Source organism: Chryseobacterium sp. II3a (genome assembly GCF_057815135.1).
Genome location: NZ_JBYPZJ010000007.1, coordinates 97,321 through 115,105, shown reverse-complemented (window position 1 = coordinate 115,105; position 17,785 = coordinate 97,321). Strand labels below are relative to the sequence as shown.

Annotated in this window: 16 protein-coding genes; 7 read left to right on the top strand and 9 right to left on the bottom strand. The window is 34.9% G+C overall.

Translation table 11 applies throughout. The features are described from left to right. Positions 1-57 precede the first annotated feature (57 nt). Both AC3HD6_RS16890 and AC3HD6_RS16885 read left to right on the top strand, forming a co-directional pair. Positions 58-753, top strand: a complete 696-nt coding sequence (locus tag AC3HD6_RS16890; protein ID WP_488897390.1) for an HAD family hydrolase — start codon at positions 58-60, stop codon at positions 751-753. 656 nt (positions 754-1,409) lie between these two features. Further along, positions 1,410-2,354: a reverse transcriptase domain-containing protein gene (locus AC3HD6_RS16885; RefSeq protein ID WP_488897389.1), complete on the top strand. Its 945-nt coding sequence runs from the start codon at positions 1,410-1,412 to the stop codon at positions 2,352-2,354. Positions 2,355-2,761: 407 nt separating this feature from the next. Here AC3HD6_RS16885 and AC3HD6_RS16880 read toward each other — a convergent pair whose 3' ends face one another. From AC3HD6_RS16880 to era, 3 genes are all read right to left on the bottom strand, one after another. Next, a complete protein-coding gene (locus AC3HD6_RS16880; protein WP_488897388.1) occupies positions 2,762-5,164 on the bottom strand; it encodes an alpha/beta hydrolase family protein in 2,403 nt (800 codons plus the stop codon). 151 nt (positions 5,165-5,315) lie between these two features. After that, on the bottom strand, positions 5,316-5,744 hold the full coding sequence (locus AC3HD6_RS16875) for a DoxX family protein (protein ID WP_488897387.1): 429 nt from the start codon (positions 5,742-5,744) through the stop codon (positions 5,316-5,318). Between the two features lie 67 nt (positions 5,745-5,811). Further along, positions 5,812-6,687, bottom strand: a complete 876-nt coding sequence (gene era, locus AC3HD6_RS16870; RefSeq protein ID WP_068943071.1) for a GTPase Era — start codon at positions 6,685-6,687, stop codon at positions 5,812-5,814. Positions 6,688-7,088: 401 nt separating this feature from the next. On the opposite strand from era, the gene AC3HD6_RS16865 reads away from it, so the two are divergent. Both AC3HD6_RS16865 and AC3HD6_RS16860 read left to right on the top strand, forming a co-directional pair. Beyond that, positions 7,089-7,652, top strand: coding sequence for a Crp/Fnr family transcriptional regulator (locus AC3HD6_RS16865; RefSeq protein ID WP_488897386.1), 564 nt, complete (start codon positions 7,089-7,091; stop codon positions 7,650-7,652). Between the two features lie 472 nt (positions 7,653-8,124). Further along, the gene (locus tag AC3HD6_RS16860; RefSeq protein WP_045496196.1) at positions 8,125-8,457 is read left to right on the top strand and encodes a DMT family transporter; all 333 of its coding nucleotides are present in this window, start codon (positions 8,125-8,127) and stop codon (positions 8,455-8,457) included. A gap of 178 nt (positions 8,458-8,635) precedes the next feature. Here the strand turns inward: AC3HD6_RS16860 and AC3HD6_RS16855 are convergent, their stop codons facing one another. The 6 genes from AC3HD6_RS16855 to AC3HD6_RS16830 form a co-directional block, all read right to left on the bottom strand. Continuing rightward, positions 8,636-9,403: a class I SAM-dependent methyltransferase gene (locus AC3HD6_RS16855; RefSeq protein WP_488897385.1), complete on the bottom strand. Its 768-nt coding sequence runs from the start codon at positions 9,401-9,403 to the stop codon at positions 8,636-8,638. Continuing rightward, the gene (map, locus tag AC3HD6_RS16850; protein ID WP_488897384.1) at positions 9,403-10,212 is read right to left on the bottom strand and encodes a type I methionyl aminopeptidase; all 810 of its coding nucleotides are present in this window, start codon (positions 10,210-10,212) and stop codon (positions 9,403-9,405) included. The genes AC3HD6_RS16855 and map overlap by 1 nt, the downstream gene beginning before the upstream one ends. 85 nt (positions 10,213-10,297) lie before the next feature. Beyond that, the gene (locus tag AC3HD6_RS16845) at positions 10,298-10,729 is read right to left on the bottom strand and encodes a BT0820 family HAD-type phosphatase (protein ID WP_068943067.1); all 432 of its coding nucleotides are present in this window, start codon (positions 10,727-10,729) and stop codon (positions 10,298-10,300) included. A 98-nt stretch (positions 10,730-10,827) separates the two neighbouring features. Beyond that, complete coding sequence (locus AC3HD6_RS16840) at positions 10,828-11,805, bottom strand: acyl-ACP desaturase (RefSeq protein ID WP_068943066.1); 978 nt, start codon at positions 11,803-11,805, stop codon at positions 10,828-10,830. Positions 11,806-11,955: 150 nt separating this feature from the next. Further along, the gene (gpmI, locus tag AC3HD6_RS16835; protein WP_488897383.1) at positions 11,956-13,497 is read right to left on the bottom strand and encodes a 2,3-bisphosphoglycerate-independent phosphoglycerate mutase; all 1,542 of its coding nucleotides are present in this window, start codon (positions 13,495-13,497) and stop codon (positions 11,956-11,958) included. A 202-nt stretch (positions 13,498-13,699) separates the two neighbouring features. Next, positions 13,700-14,929: a DUF2268 domain-containing putative Zn-dependent protease gene (locus AC3HD6_RS16830; RefSeq protein WP_488897382.1), complete on the bottom strand. Its 1,230-nt coding sequence runs from the start codon at positions 14,927-14,929 to the stop codon at positions 13,700-13,702. A gap of 141 nt (positions 14,930-15,070) precedes the next feature. Between AC3HD6_RS16830 and AC3HD6_RS16825 the strand changes: the two genes are divergently transcribed. The 3 genes from AC3HD6_RS16825 (at position 15,071) to AC3HD6_RS16815 (ending at position 17,623) form a co-directional block, all read left to right on the top strand. Next, positions 15,071-15,898, top strand: a complete 828-nt coding sequence (locus AC3HD6_RS16825; RefSeq protein WP_488897381.1) for a helix-turn-helix domain-containing protein — start codon at positions 15,071-15,073, stop codon at positions 15,896-15,898. Positions 15,899-16,000: 102 nt separating this feature from the next. Beyond that, complete coding sequence (locus AC3HD6_RS16820; RefSeq protein ID WP_488897495.1) at positions 16,001-16,567, top strand: sugar O-acetyltransferase; 567 nt, start codon at positions 16,001-16,003, stop codon at positions 16,565-16,567. Between the two features lie 96 nt (positions 16,568-16,663). Then, entirely contained in the window at positions 16,664-17,623 is a 960-nt protein-coding gene (locus tag AC3HD6_RS16815; protein ID WP_488897380.1) for an alpha/beta hydrolase, read from the top strand. Positions 17,624-17,785 lie beyond the last annotated feature (162 nt).

Sequence of the window (17,785 nt, the reverse complement as noted above, 5' to 3'; positions counted from 1 at the left end):
TCCTTTGCCGGTTTATTTTTTATAAGGAAATTTGAAGCTGAAATTTACAAAACAAAAATGAATAATCACATTACAACAATAGCTTTTGATGCAGATGATACGCTTTGGATCAATGAACCTTACTTTCAGGAAGCAGAAAAAGAATTCTGTATGCTGCTTGAAGATTATCTTCCTCAGCATTCCGTATCTCAGGAACTCTTTGCAACGGAAATGAAGAATCTGCATTTATATGGATATGGAGTAAAAGGATTTATGCTTTGTATGGTGGAGACGATTGGAAAGGTTTCAAACAACACAGCTTCTATTGAGCTGGTTAATAAAGCCATTGAACTGGGCCAGGAACTTCTTCAAAAACCTATTGAACTTTTAGATGGGGTGACAGAAACCCTTGAAAGTTTAAAAGGAAAATACAGGCTTGTAGTAGCTACGAAAGGAGATTTACTGGATCAGGAGCGCAAACTTAAAAACTCAGGATTACAAGATCATTTCCATCACATTGAGATCATGAGTGACAAAAAAGAACATGATTACAAAAAACTATTAAAACATCTTGACTGCCAACCAGAGAATTTCCTGATGCTTGGAAACTCCATAAAATCAGATATTTTACCTGTATTGGAAATCGGAGGATCAGCAGCTCATATTCCTTATCATGTGACATGGAACCATGAGCAGCATGATGTGAATCTTGAACACGAGAATTTTATGGAATTGAAAAGTATTAATGAAATCTTACAATATTTAATTGACTAAATCTATTGTAAGTCATTTAATAAATTATGACTTTTTGTCATAATTTATTAAGTGGAATAAAAATTGAGATAAACGTATTGTTACTTGATATAAAGATTGAGAAGTCAATCGAAAGTCAGGATTGCCGAAGAACCCATTTGCAAAGGATTAGTTAGAACCTTGATGGTTGTCCTAATCACTCTTTCAATGATGTGTTCTCTGTCAATCTCGTTTGATACCATTGTGTATGATAAACACAAACCCACAGAAACGGTGGTATCAAGCTATTATTATAGTAGAGAAAGACTGCGACCCCAGGCCAAAGTGTTAAAAAATGTGAAAGTTCAAAAAAACTTGCATAAGTCATAAAAAAACTTAATTTTGACTATAATGGAAAGAACATCCCAATTTCAACCGCAAGATGCCAAAGTAACAAACAACAATGCAATTTCTTGCGCCCATAATTTAAGGCTTAAGGTTTCCCTTAAGTGCGCGCTCGACATAAGATTGAGAAGTCAATCGAAAGTCAGGATTGCCGAAGAACCCATTTGCAAAGGATTAGTTAGAACCTTGATGGTTGTCCTAATCACTCTTTCAATGATGTGTTCTCTGTCTCAGATGTAAAGTTTATCATACTGGCAATATTGTCATTTCATGGGTCTTTGCAATACAGAAATATGGAAACAAAAACTAATAAAAATTTACTTCAAAAAATATCTAGCCCAGAAGCATTGAAAAATGCATGGAAAAAATTAGTAAAATTTAATAAAGATTCTCACGGATTATCTGGTGAAACTATCGAACTATTTGATAAAAACCTAGATGATAAAATCTTATCCATTTCAAAAAAATTAAAATCTAACAATTATTACTTTCGTCCTACGAGAGGAGTACTTATTTCAAAAAAGGATAAAAATTCCTTTAGACCACTTCAAATACCAGAAGTCTCTGATAGAGTTGTTATTAAGGCAATCGCAATTGAGTTAGAAGATATTTTTAAACCTACTTTAATGGAAAGCAATGGACATAGCTTTGCATATCAAAAAGATACTGGTGTGAAAGATGCAATGTTAAAGGCTCAAGAATACTATAACTTTGGAAATAAGTATGTATTGGAAGCTGATATAGTTAATTTTTTTGGAACAGTTAATAAAAAGGAGTTATTAGAAAACAAAATATTTCCAGCTCTTCCTGATGATAGTCTAAATTCATTGATACAAGATGCTTTAAATCAAAGAGTAGGGAATCTTACTGACTTTGACACAGAAAAAAAAAATTATTTTGATGGAATTGAAAATGGAATTCCACAAGGCAATGCTTTATCACCATTATTTTCTAACATATACTTAGCTGATTTTGATAAAAAAATCATTTCAGATAATTATAACCTAATTAGATACGCTGATGACTTTATAATTCTTGCGACTACAAAAAGAGAATGTAAAGAAGCATATCACAAATGCGAAACTTATCTTAAGGATTTAAACTTACAGATACATTCTCTAGAAAAAAACGATAAAACAAAAATAACTGATATATCTAAAGATAGTTTCACTTTTTTATCAGTTACTTTTGATGGAAATTTTTTTTATATCCTTCTGCGGATAATTTTGAGAAATTAAAAAACAAAATATGGGAATTAAAGGAAGATAAAATTAAATTAAATCTTTTTGAATTTCTGGAAAAAATAAAAAACAAGCATGAAGGATGGATCTCTGCATTCATTTATACAGACTTAAATAGGTACAGTGAAGAATTAGATTTTTTAATTAATAGAATAATTTATATCAAGCTTGAAAAAATTGGGTGGAAATTGAATAAAAACAGCTTAGACAAAATACCAAAAAAATATAGACATAAAGCTACATCTCCTTATTGTCTTAATCAAAATCAAAGATCCAATTCAGGTATTCCTTTAACAAGTTTCTTAATAAGAGAAAAAATTAAAAAGATTAAAACTAAGGAAACATTGAATGCCCAAAAGAAAATAGCATAAAAAAACTCGCCTGTTAGGACGAGTTTTTTTATGCTACTTTTTCAGACACTTTTCAAGGAACTGATCCTGTTCCCATAAAACGTGAAATATATTCTCTTTAGCCTGATATCCGTGTGATTCTTTTGGAAGAAGAACCATTCTTACCGGCGCTCCAAGGTTTTTCAAAGCCTGGAAATATCTTTCTGTCTGCAGAGTGAAAGTTCCCGGGTTATTATCTGCATCACCGTGGATCAGAAGCAACGGGGTTTTCATTTTGTCAGCATTCATAAACGGAGACATCGTGTTGTAGATCTCCGGAACATCCCAATAGTTTCTTTGTTCGCTCTGGAATCCAAATGGAGTCAATGTTCTGTTATAAGCACCACTTCTGGCAATACCACAGGCAAAAAGATTAGAATGTGTCAATAAGTTAGCTGTCATAAATGCCCCATATGAGTGGCCTCCAACAGCGACTTTCTTTTTATCTATATATCCTAACTGATCTACCGCATTGATCGCCGCATCAGCATCAGCTACCAATTGCGTAATAAAGGTATCATTAGGTTCTGTTTTTCCTTCTCCGATGATCGGGAATGCTGCGTTATCTAAAACAGCATATCCTTTAGTCACCCAATATACGAAAGAACCGTAATACGGGAAGGTAAAGTCGTTATCATTCTGAGTACTCTGCCCTGCTGTATTCTTATCTTTAAATTCTCTTGGATACGCCCAGATCAATAATGGTAATTTTTCTTTTTTCGCCTTTCTATCGTAGTCTGCCGGCAGATAAAGAGTTCCCGTCAATGTAACTCCATCATTTCTTTTATAGGTAATGACTTCTTTATGAACATCTTTGATGCTTTCAAAAGGATTTGCAAAATGAGTTACCGTTTCAGCTTTATTAGATTTAATATTCTTTTTATAATAGTTCGGATATTGACTTGATGATTCCTGTATTGTTAATATCTCTCCTTTTGAAGGATTTAGAATATCTACTATCTTTTCTTTAGCCCCTTTAAGATTAGAAGTATACAGTCTTTTTTTCTTCAATGATTTGATATCCATTTCATCAATAAACGGGTGCTGGCCATCTTTTGTAAACCCCTCTCCGATCAGATATGCTTTCCCGCCTTTCATATCGATAACGGATCTACCATATTGATTTTTCACGGTATTGAAACTTCCCGGATCACTATACACATCCTGAGAATTTCTATCATCTATAACTTTTGATTCTCCATTGTTAAGATCTACCAGGAACGTTTTGGTATTTCTGGTATCATACCATTCTTCAGATACTAACGCATAGTGGTCATTCGTCCAATCTACATCCTCAAATCTCTGTTTGATTTTGAAGAATGATTTAGGAGCAGCTGTAAACGGTGCCTCCCAGGTAAAGATTTCATCTCTGTATTCCGCCGTTTTATATTGATCTCCACCATCAAGAGCTTCTGTAAACACTAATGTTGCCGGAGCATCACTTCTCCAGGACATTTCTCTTTTTCCTGTTCTTACAGACGAAAAGCCCTTAGGCATAATTTCATTCAGAGGAATCTCATTTACCACTTTTACTGTATTTCCTTTTGTATCATATACTGTTGTGGTCATAGGAAATCTGTTCAAGGGAACAATATAAGAGAAAGGCTTTTTAATGACTGAAGATAACAGATAATTTCCGTCAGGAGAAAAACTTAATCCTGTGTACATATCCTGATTCATTACCTTTTTAAGGTTTCCGTTCAGGTCTACATTGAATACTTCTGAAGTGACCAACGTCTCGAAGTTCTTTTCATCCTGCGGATTTTTTAAAAGATCCTGATATGTTCTGTTTTGGGATACTTTTCCATCTGCTGTAGAAACAATAGGTCCCGTCGGAAGGTCCTTCCCTGAATCAATCAGCGCAGGTCTGTTTTGAGGCAGCGTTCTGATTAATAAACTTTGAGAATCATTATACCAGAGATATGGAGTTCCTAAATTGGCATTCAGAATATCTCCTGTAATCTTTTTAGCAGCAGCAGTTTCAAGGTCAACAATCCATAACTCTACGCCTTTGCTTGTGGTATTGGTAAAAGTAAGTTTCTTTTCATCCGGTGAAAACTGCACATACGCAATTTTAGCTCCTGTAGGCAGATTCTTTACCTGAACCTCATTTTTATCATTGAACTTTCTTATTTTAAGATTGTTGAAATAGGTTACAGTACTTGCAATATTAGTAACGGGATTGATTCTTAATCCCCCCAATTTCATTTCCTGCTGATTAAGATCATCTAATGTTTTGTATGTTGAACGATAAGTAAAAACCACCCAATCTTTTTTATTGTTCATCAAAACCGCTGGTGGCCTTTCATAATCTGCCAGTTTTAGAATTTCGGCAGAGGGTTTTTGATAAGTAATATTCTCCTGGGCATCATAAAAATTGAGAAATGCCAACAGGCAAATTGTCAGTTTTATCTTCATATAGATTTATTTTCTACGAATGTAGTGATTTTTAAGATAAATTTGCTATAAAAATCGATCTACAATCCCGAACAATAAAGACATTTATAAAAATAACTCCAAATAAAAAAAGAGCATCCGAAGATGCTCTTTTCATTATATATTGTAAGTTTTACCAGTCTGAAGCTCTTTTTCTTCTTTCAATCAAATGATCTACAGAAACTTTTCCGGCTCCAATAATCATTAGGAGAAGATATACGGAAAGGTAAATAAGGCTCATTTCTCTTTTTTCAAAAGGATCTGCTCCATGCACTACAAATCCGGCAATGACCATTGTAAAGATCAGAAAACCTAAGGCAACTCTTGTAAAAAGGCCTAATATCAGCAGGATTGAACAAACAAATTCAGCAAGTACCGTAAGAATAAGGGTAATTTGTGGTCCCATTCCCAAAAAGTCGAAAAATTCAATTTTTCCACCAGCCAATAGCATTTGAAGTTTCGGGTATCCGTGAGAAAGCATTGCAAAACCAACAAATACTCTCACAGCTAACAAAATAATATCTTTAGGTATTGAGCTCGAATTTGAATTATTATAGTTCATTTACTAAAAAATTTAGACTAAGGTAATAAAAATCTTTTAATACAACGGGCTTTAGAGCATTTTTAGTCTATCTGTAACCAAAATTCTTAAGATCTCTGTCATTCTTTCTCCAGTCTTTTTTCACCTTAACAAATAAATTCAAGTGAATTTTCTTGGAAAAGAACTTTTCCAGGTCTAATCTTGCTTCTGTACCTACTTTTTTGATAGCCTCACCTTTATGTCCGATAATAATTCCTTTTTGGGTATCTCTTTCTACATAAATGATAGAGTCAATGAAGATAATTCCTTCTTTTTCTTTGAACTGCTCAGTTACCACTTCTACAGAATATGGAATCTCCTTATCATAGTTCAAAAGGATTTTCTCACGGATTGCTTCATTTACAAAGAACCTTTCCGGTTTATCTGTATACTGATCCTTATCATAGTAAGGTGGGTTTTCGGGCAGTAAAGATTTTAGTTTAGGTAAAATAACCTCAGTATTAAAGGCATTAAGCGCAGAAATTGGAAGGATTTCCGCTTTTGGAATCCTGTTATGCCAGGTTTCTACCAATGTTTCAAGACCTGCCTGATCAGTCTGATCTACTTTATTCAATAATAAAAGTACTGGTACAGGGATTTTATTTAATTTATCAATTAAGAACTCTGAAGGCTCAGCTTTGTCCGTTACATCAACAATAAACAGGAATACATCGGCATCCTGAAGGGAGTCCTTTACAAAATCCATCATTTTTTCCTGCAATCCGTATTTTGGATCCAACACTCCCGGAGTATCGGAAAATACGATCTGAAGGTCCTCTTCATTATAAATACCAAAAATTCTGTGACGGGTTGTCTGAGCTTTCTGCGTTACAATCGCCAGCTTCTCACCCATTAATTGGTTCAGAAGTGTTGATTTTCCCGCATTAGGCTTTCCAACTATATTTACAAATCCAGCTTTGTGCATAAAAATAATATTACGAACTGCAAAGTTAGTAAAACAAAATTGGTCTTTACGGTTAATCTTAATATTTAAAAGAAAAAAGCGAGTTATTGGTCTTTGGAGGCTTTACAAAAGAAGAATTACATTATATCATCTTATAACAGATCCGCAATTTTTAAAACATTCTATTTATCATTCTATAAGGATCCAATCCATTTAGAATAAATAAAATACTTTATGGAGAGCCCTACAGAAATCGAAGCTTGGTTGAATCAATCAGAAGCCTCATGTATCATTATACTTTATGAAACCACTGTATTTTTTTCTTTAACCCAACCTATGGTATATTTCTCACAAAAACCACAAAATAATTTTGTATTGCATTACCTAAAACTGATATTTTTGAATATTAGAATTCATCTTTTATGAATATAGACCAGATTCTTGACCAGATTTACATCCTTCCCGAGGCTTCAAAAAACAGCTTAAAAGCATATATTACTGAAGTTTCACATCCTAAGGGTTACTGCCTGATGGAAGCCAATAAAGTGATTCCTTATGTTTATTTTATCCGTAAAGGAATTGCCCGTGCTTACTCTTCTACTTCAGATAATGATATTACGTTCTGGTTTGGAAGCGAAGGACAATGTGTTCTTTCTATGAAAAGTTATGTGGAAGACAAACCTGGTTATGAAAGTATTGAATTACTGGAAGACTGCGAGCTGTACATCCTGGAAACAGAGCATCTTAAAAAACTGTTCAATGAAGACATTCATATTGCCAACTGGGGAAGAAAACTGGCTGAAGCAGAAATGATAAAATCGGAAGAATTAATTATTTCAAGACAATTCAAAACTTCTTTGGAACGCTACAAAGATATTATCCAATATCAGCCTGATCTTCTTAAAAGGGTTCAGCTTGGGCATATTGCTTCTTACCTTGGAATTACGCAGGTAAGTTTGAGCAGAATCCGGGCGGAGATTAAGTAAAAATTACGTTTGAGGATGGAAGCTGGAAGATGGAGGTTCTGGTGGTCTATAACATGATCTGAATGTTTTATTATTTAATTTAAGCAGCGTTTTAAGTTTTGGCTAAAGCCAGTGGAATGCATATTTATATTGAGAGCGGACTAAAGTCCGCTCCCTATTGATATTAAAGTCTAGATGATTTCAATATTGATGATTCCTTATTAAAAAGTAAACAAATAAAATAATCAATTATTTTTCACCTAAAAAGCTCTCATTAATTGAGAGGCAGAACACCTCTTCCTCCAAACTACCATAACTTCCATCCTCCAGCTCCCATCTTTCTATCAAAAAACTTCATTGATTAAGTAACAAAACATCTCCTTCTCCAAACTATCATAACTTTCAACTCTCCAGCCAAAAACTCATTTTTTAACAATTGTAAAATTTTTTCTCCTTTCAAATTCTGAAATTTGCAATAGAAAAATTTAACAAAATGAATTGGATAATATTAGTTATCGCAGGATTATTTGAGGTTGCCTTTGCCTCTTGCTTAGGAAAGGCAAAAGAAACATCAGGAACGGAAATGTATCTTTGGTATACCGGATTTCTGATAACGATGACTATCAGTATGCTTCTTCTGATCAAAGCTACGCAAACCTTACCTATTGGTACTGCTTATGCGGTATGGACAGGAATTGGAGCGGTAGGAACAGCTTTAATGGGAATTATCTTCTTTAAAGATCCTGTAAGCTTCTGGAGAGTATTTTTTATTGTAACCCTTATCGGTTCTGTTGTAGGCTTAAAAGCTGTATCTTCATCACACTAACAAGTCAATAAACTTCTATCTATATTTAATGAAACCGTTCTCGTGTGGAGGACGGTTTTGTTTTTCAAGCCATTGATAGCTTTTATTACTTCTTAATCAGAGAATGAAGACTCTTTAAGAAACAAAAACCACCTTCGTTATGAAGATGGTTTTATTCTTTAGTGTCATGAAACACTTATTATTTTTTGTAAACTACAGGTAAGATTTCATTACTTCTTAGTCCATACTTCTTTATTTCCTCTTCAGAAAATTTCTGTGAATAGAAATTGATATCTGTTTCAAATCCTGCATTTTTTAAACGCTCAAAATAATCCATCCCGTACCAGCGAACGTGATCGTACTGTCCGAAATGTTTCTGGCGTTCCTTTGGATCTTTGATGGTGAAGTCTTCATAGGTTTTTTCCAATGAGTTTTTCATCGGAACCTGAAGAATCCCCCATCCGCCGGGTTTCATCACCCTATATAGCTCACTCATTGCTTTTGCATCATCTTCAATATGTTCCAGAACATGATTACAGAAAACGATATCAAAGCTGTCATTTTCGAAAGGTAAATCCAAAATATCAGCCTTTATATCAACAATGGGCGAATATAAATCTGCAGATATATAGTTCAGATTGCTCATTCTCTTGAATTTTCTTAGAAATTCCTGTTCGGGAGCAATATGCAGAACTTTATAATTTTTAATGAAAAAATCGGTCTCATTCTGAAGATACAACCACATCTGGCGGTGTCTTTCCAGACTTAAGGTTCCCGGAGAAAGAGCATTTTCTCTTTGCTTTCCATAGCCATAAGGCAGAAATTTCCGGTATGATCTACCATCGATAGGATCATAAAATTCATCTCCTTTGAAAAACTGATAAATAAGCGGTCTTGCCCAGATACTCATTTTTATAAGCATCGGACGTGGAATTTTATTCAGTAAAAGCTTAGTTATCTTTTTCATTAAAAATCCAGTTGGAAAGGCTTTTCTTCGTCACTTATGATCCCTAATGCTTCGTACACATAATCAAATGTAGAAAGCAATACCGGCTTACCGTTGATTACCGCTACATCATGCTCAAAGTGTGCAGATGGAAGGTTGTCTAAGGTAGTTACTGTCCAGCCATCGCTATGGAATTTTACTTTTTCAGTTCCAAGGTTAATCATCGGTTCAATCGCAATTGCCAAACCGTCTTTGATTACTTTTCCGCTTCCCTGTCTTCCATAGTTAGGAACTTGTGGATCTTCGTGCATCTGTCTTCCCAGACCGTGTCCTACAAGCTCTCTTACCACACCATATCCTTCTTTTTCACAATGTGCCTGAATCGCATGAGAGATATCTCCGATTCTTTTTCCTCTGATACATTGCTCAATCCCTTTGTAAAGAGATTCTTTTGCCACTTTCAATAGTTTTTTAACTTCCGGCTTTACTTCACCAATCTCAAAGGTATAAGCATGATCTCCTACAAACCCGTTCAGAATTACTCCACAGTCTACAGAAAGAACATCTCCTTCTTTTACCACTTCATTATTCGGGAAACCATGAACTACCTGCTCATTCGGAGAAATACATAGTGAGTTTGGGAAACCTCCGTATCCTAAGAACGCAGGCTGAGCCCCATGATCCTTAATAAAATCATGAGCTAATTTATCTAAATATAAAGTCGTAATTCCCGGTTTAATCTCTTTTGCCAACATTCCCAATGTTTTAGAAACCAATCGGGCGCTCTCCTTCATCAGACGTAATTCGTCTATTGTTTTTAATTGAATCATTGTTTTAATTTACCAATGTATTAATAAATCAGTGTAACAATATGATTATTTTATGGATACACTGTTAAATTGTTATATTTTTATCTTACCAGAAAAGTCCTTTTTTCTTTTCTTTTTTAAGTTTTGAATAGGCCAAAACTTCTTTTCCTTCTACACGGAACTCGATTCTTTCCTGAATGATGTTGTAAATTTCACCCCATCCTGGGAATCCACCAATATTTCTGTCATCAATGAACCAATCTGCATCCAATTTTCTGGATTGAGTGGCAGAATCAAAAACTTCTCCTTCGAAGCTTGAGTTCACTGCATAAAATTCCACTCCATTCTTTTTACAGAATTCTACTGCTTCATCTAACGTTTTTCCGTGTCTGTATGTCCAAAGAATCAATCTGAATCCTTCTGCCTGTAATCTTTTCAAGGTTTCGAAAGCGAAGATCTTTGCCTTACCAATTCCTGGGTAAGCATCATCAACAATAGTCCCGTCAAAGTCAACAGCAATCTTTTTATTATTTAACATTTTGTTCTTTTTTTAGCTTTGCAAAGATAAGAAATAAAAAGAGTGCCCAAAAGAAAGGCACTCAATACTTTTATAATTTAAAATAATAATATGGGCTACTAGCTCTTAACCCAGTTAAACTGGAACTGAAGATCCGGAGTAGAAACTCTGTCTGTGATCTTCTGTAGTCTTGCAGGAAGCTTCATCAGATATTCCTGAGCTTTTTCTGCTTTTTCTGTAAGGCCTTTTACATGCTCAATTTTCCATTCATCCAACAAGTCTTTCATAATGTTGATATAATCCTGGCCTGTGTATACCATGCATCTTTGTGCAGCATCTGAGAAATGCCCCCAAAGCTCGCCAGCCTTCTGTCCTGATTGTCTCATCAGGTGAGCCGGCATTACAATTTTCTTACGCATCATATCTTCGAAAGCAAGGATCATTTCTGATGGGTCTATTTCAAGGATTTTAGCAACGAAATGTTTGTAAGCTTTTGCATGTCTTGCTTCATCTGCTGCAATTACACCACACATTTTAGCTAACTTTCCGTTCCCGGATTGTTTTGCTAATGTCCCTACTCTTCTGTGAGAAATATTGGTAGCTGTTTCCTGGAAACTTGTATAAATGAAGTTTCTGTATGGATCCATACTTGTTCCCAAATCGAATCCATCATTAATAAGGTATTGAGTGGTAATTTCCACTTCTCTCATATTAACTCTACCACACAGATAAAGGTATTTATTTAATAAGTCTCCGTGTCTGTTTTCTTCTGCGGTCCAGGCTCTCACCCAGTTTGCCCAGCCTAATTTTTCTTCCTGATTAATTCCGTCGACACCCATTAACCAAGATTCATAGGAAGGAAGAGCTTCTTCCGTAATACAATCTCCGATTAGTGTTACAAATAGATCATAAGGCATTTCACGGGCAAAAGTCTGAATTTCTTCAAGATCATGTTTAAACTCTTCGCTTGAAGGATCTGGTAAATAATCAGAAGGCTGCCAAATCTTTTCAATTGGCGTTAAAAATTTATCAAGAAAAGAACCTACTTCCTTTTCCAATATTCCCATTACTTCTTTCCTAACAAGCTTTTGATACATTTTTATATTCAGTTTTTAATTTACAAAGATATGATTTATTTATTATTTAACGCATAATAAAGTATGCAACTCATACCTTATCTGACATAAATCATAAAAAAATGCCGATATATAAGTATAACGGCATTTTTTTTACAATATTATTGAATTTTAGCTAACTAAAATATCTCCTGTCATGGCTTTTGGTATTTCAACACCCATTACGTTAAGGATTGTAGGTGCTACGTCACCCAGTTTTCCAGGTTTTAAGTTCCATGTATGGTCTTTATCCATAATAATGAAAGGAACTAAATTGGTAGAGTGCTGTGTATTAGGCGTTCCGTCAGGATTCAACATGACATCTGAATTTCCATGATCAGCAAGAATGAATACTGCATATCCGTTTTCATAAGCAGCTGTAGCTACTTTTTCGATGCATGCATCAACTGTTTCAGCAGCCTTCACAGCAGCTTCAAACACCCCTGTGTGTCCCACCATATCAGTATTGGCAAAGTTCAGACATACAAAATCCGCAGTACCTTGCTTTAGTTCAGGAACAATAGCATTGGTAATATCATAAGCTGACATTTCAGGCTTTAGATCATAAGTAGGAACGTCTTTTGGACTGGGACACAACAATCTTTTTTCTCCGCTGAATTCTTCTTCTCTTCCTCCTGAGAAGAAGAAAGTAACGTGCGGATATTTCTCAGTTTCAGCAATTCTGATCTGAGTTTTACCATTCTTCTCAAGTACTTCACCCATTGTTTCTGTTAAAACATTTTCATCAAAAACAACCTGAACATTCTGGAATGTCTTGTCATAATTGGTTAATGTAATATAATAAAGGTTCAGTTTGCGCATAGAATAATCAGGGAAATCCTTTTGAGAAAGCACTTCTGTAATTTCTCTACCTCTGTCTGTACGGAAGTTGAAACAAATCACTACGTCATTCTCAATAATCTTAGCAACAGGTACAACGTTTCCTGTAGCTGTTGTATTGACTAAAATAATAGGCTTCAGAAACTCATCTGTTACGCTATTATCATAAGAAGCACGGATAGAGGCCAGAGCGTCTGTACTCTGCTCTCCTACTCCTTCTACAAGGGCATCATAAGCTAATTTTACACGTTCCCACCTTTTATCCCTGTCCATTGCGTAGTATCTTCCTACAACGGTAGCCAGTTTTCCGGTAGTTGCTTCCATATGGTTCTGAAGCTCTTCAATAAAACCTAATCCGGAATGTGGATCGCAGTCTCTTCCGTCTGTGAATGCATGTACAAAGACATTTTCATTCAATCCAAATTCTTTGGCAGCAGTCAATAATCCTTTTAGGTGATTGATATGTGAGTGTACTCCTCCATTGGAAACCAATCCGATGAAATGTACTTTTTTATTTTCCTTTTTAGCGTATTCAAAAGCATCCTGAATCACTTTTTCCTGGCCCAGGGTTCCGTTTTCAACCGCCATATTCAATTTTACCAGGTTTTGGTAAACAACTCTTCCGGCCCCAAGGTTCATGTGCCCAACTTCGGAATTCCCCATCTGCCCTGCAGGAAGGCCTACAGCTAAGCCACTTGCTTCAAGAGTTGTGTGTGGAAATTTTTGGTAACAGCTGTCTATGAATGGTGTATTTGCTTTGTCTATTGCAGAAACGTCCGGGTTTGTTCCCAATCCCCATCCGTCAAGAATTGCTAATATTGCTTTTTTTGACATTTTGTAAAACTTTAGTTATACAAATTTACCTAATTTCCGATGAATAGAAGAATTTGGAGTTCTGAATTTTATGTATTCAGAGGAAAATGAAAAAATCTGTGTTCTCTTCAAAATCTTTGAGCTCTATTATTCTCGCAGATCTTGCTGATTTCGCAGATTTTAAAATGTGGATGATTATAGATTTCAACTTCTGGCTTCAACTCTAATTTTTAAACCAGCTATTAATTTTATAAGTAAACTTATTTGATTTTACATTTTCTATTTTGATATTCTGTCCTTTTTCCACTCCTTTTACATTAGCTTCCTGATTCCAGTTTCCTTTGGTAAACTTAAATTGCGCTGGTAAATATATTTTTAAAGTAAGGGTTCTTTCAAGATCGCTTTTCCTTTCCATTTTAACTGAAGATGCACTCCAGCTCCCCAACCCTTTCTGGTTTCCTGCGATATAAACCTCATCATTTTTATCAGGAACATTTACTAATAATGTTACCGTTGAAGGCTCCCCTGAAAATTCCTGGAAAAAATCATCATATTTTAAATTCTTTTCTTTTGCATACGACTGAATATAAGAATCCAGAAAGCCACTTTCTTTTAAAAATAAAAATGGGTCTTCAATGTTTAAAATATCATGTACTGCTTGTTGTTTATCGGTTTGTTTATTAAAATAGGCTTCACATATTTTGTATCCTATCCAATATCCTAAATCATTGGGTCTGTCATCTTTTTTGGAGGTCCAATAAAACCAGTCTCTTAAATCATCACTTTTATATCTTGTTACAAATTCTTTGTATAATTTGTCTGAATTTGCTTCACCATACTGAAATGCTTTTACATTCATTGGTTCTCCGGAAACAAACTCTGCTATAAAATCAGCTCCGCCTTCTGTTAAAGCTTGTTTCAATAAAGTTTCTCCGCCTTTATTATTTTGCTGAAAATGAATCATTTCATGAACAATAAGAGGTACAACTCCATCCAGATTTTTAAACAATTCTGTTCCGATTGAGATTCCTTCATTGGAAGAATTTCCGCCCGTATTCATTCTGCCATACACGAAATAAACGGTTGAGAATTTAGCTTTTGGATACCAATATTTTAAAGCGCTGTAACTTGCTTTTAGTTTTTTATCTTTTGCCCCAATTCCATCTATTACATGTCTGGTTTTAAGATATTCTTCTTTATTTTTTTTCACTGTTGCATACAGAGAATCTGCATTAATGATACGATTCCTGATAAAACTTTTTACTCCCGGTGAACCATTTTCTATGTATTCTATAAAAGGATTAGTAGTGGAAGTTTCCATTTTATCAAAGGCTTTCCAGAAGTTTTGTACATCTTTCGTTTCTAAAACTGCGTTTAGAGGATCTTCTGCAAATTGAGCATTCATCATTCCAAAAGCCAACAAAGAAAGCATTATAAGATGATTGGTTTTCATATTAGTTTTTAAAGGTAACGACTAAAATTATAAAAAATTATGCTTAATCAATATAAAAGTAATCCTTATAATTGAGCTACACAATAAAATAACCTCATCTCAAAAGTCTTACATTTGCTACAATAATGAATTAACAGTAATATGAATATACAGACAGATAGTATATTAGAAACCTTGAGTTATTCCGGGATATTTCTTTCATGTTTTTCTGAACATGGTGTACACTGTGTTCATTCTAAGCCGGAGCATGTTCTGGTTTACCTTTACTCTGGTGAACAGATTATTGAAGACCGGAATAAAAAAATAAAATTACAGGCTGGTGATTGTGCTTTTATCCGGAGAGATCATCGCTTGAAAATGTATAAGAACAGCAAAGGTGAAGATCTTTACAAAGGTATCTCATTAGTATTTCAGCGAAATGTACTACGTGATTCTTACAGTAAAATCAATAAAGCGGAAATTCCAAAGGATATCAAAGGTTCTGATAAAAAAGTTTTTAAATTAAAACCAACTCCAGCTATTGAAAGTTTGTTCCAATCCCTTACTCCTTACTTTGACAGTAATGTACAACCAACAGAAAGTGTAGTACATCTTAAACTGCTAGAAGGAATTTATGCATTGCTAAACAACAATGAGCTACTCTACCCCATCCTTTTTGATTTTGCCGAACCATGGAAAATTGATCTTCTTGAGTTTCTTAACAATAATTATATGGATGATCTCAGTATGGATCAGATTGCATCTTTTACGGGACGAAGCTTGGCTACTTTTAAAAGAGATTTCAAAAAGATTAGCAGACTCTCCCCTCAAAAATGGTTGATAAAAAAGCGTCTTGAAATGGCTTATATCATGCTAAAAGAAGAAAATAAAAAGGTTCAGGATGTTTATATAGAAGTTGGATTTAAAAACCTCTCTCACTTTTCTACTGCTTTTAAAAAGCAATATGGTGTACCTCCGACAGAAATATAGAGACTCTTTATAAAAAATGAGCTTCACAGAAAAGTAATATGAGCCTCACAGCAAAACTGCTGTGGGGCTTTATCTTTAATTTTGCAGAGTTAGTAAATCAACATAACAATGCAAACACAAGATATATTTGAAAGGCTACGAAATGGTTTTACCATTTCAGCCAATGATCCTGAAGCTTATAAAATGCTGGAAGAGTCTTTTTCTACAAAAAAACTGCTTATTCAGATGAACAATACTTCTGATCCTCATGAAGTGAGAAGATTATTAAACCTAATCACAACATCTGAGATTGATGAAAGTATCAATGTCTTTACCCCTTTGTACATCAACTACGGAAAACATACGAAAATCGGAAAAAATGTATTTATCAATTTTGGCTGTACATTTTTGGATCTAGGTGGTATTACGATTGAGGACAATGTACTGATTGCTCCTAAGGTAAATCTGTTGTCTGAAGGACATCCTGTTTCCCCAGCAGATAGACATTCTTTAATGGTTGGATCTATCCATATTAAAAAAAATGCATGGATTGGAGCAAATGCTACCATTTTACCCGGAGTAACCATTGGTGAAAATTCAATAGTTGCTGCAGGTGCAGTGGTTTCAAAGGATGTCCCGGACAATACTATCGTTGGAGGAGTTCCTGCCAAAATAATTAAAAGGATCTAAGTATAACACAATATGAAGAAAATACTACCGCTGTGCATTATATTTCTCAGTATAGTACAGGCATATGCACAAAACAAAATATCAGACTTTCAAAAAATGGATTCCACAGAACATTATACTTTTAAATTAAGTGATAAGGTAATACGCCAGAAAATATCCTTTAAAAATCGGTATGGACTAACTGTTACCGGCGATCTGTACATTCCGAAATATCATAGCCAAAAGGTATTATCTGCTATTGCTATCAGTGGTCCGTTTGGAGCTGTAAAAGAGCAATCCTCAGGCTTATATGCCAATGAGATGGCAGAGCGTGGTTTTATTGCACTGGCATTTGATCCTTCTTATACTGGTGAAAGCAGTGGTGAACCCCGCAATGTGGCATCCCCAGACATCAATACAGAAGATTTCAGTGCAGCAGTAGATTTTCTGGGAATACAGAAAAATATTGACAGAAATAAGATCGGGATCATAGGGATTTGTGGTTTTGGAGGCTTTGCTCTCAACGCTACTGCCATAGATAAGCGCGTAAAAGCTGTTGCTGTTACCAGCATGTATGATATGTCCCGAGTAATGTCAAAGGGATATTATGATGCAATGACCCCTGAACAACGAAATAAAAATCTAGAACTATTGGGAGAACAGCGATGGAAAGATGCTGAAGCTGGATTTTTTCATGCCGGAAATCTTCTAAATCCTGAAAGACTAACAGGTGATGAGCCACAGTTTGTAAAAGACTATTACGATTATTACAGAACATCCAGAGGGTTTCACAAACGTTCCCTGAATTCAAACGGTGCCTGGAACGCTACCAATCCGTTATCTTTTATGAACATGCCTCTCCTTACTTATATTAAAGAAATAGCACCAAGACCTTTATTGATTATTGCCGGAGAAAAAGCTCATTCGCGTTATTTCAGTGAAGATGTATTTAAAATGGCTTCTGAACCTAAAAAGCTGATGATTATTCCTAGTGCTGTTCATGTAGATTTATATGATAAAACTGATCTTATTCCATTTGATAAATTGGAAATGTTCTTCAGGGAGAACTTAAAATAAAAACAACTATGAGGCGATTGTTTTTAATCATTGGGGTTGCACTTCCATAGCGCCATTCAGTTTTGCGGAAATGTACCCATTATTTTTGGAACAGAATAAAGTAAACTAATCCAGAACTATTTTATTCAGCTGTATATTTTCATAAGGATTTGCAAGGATTAA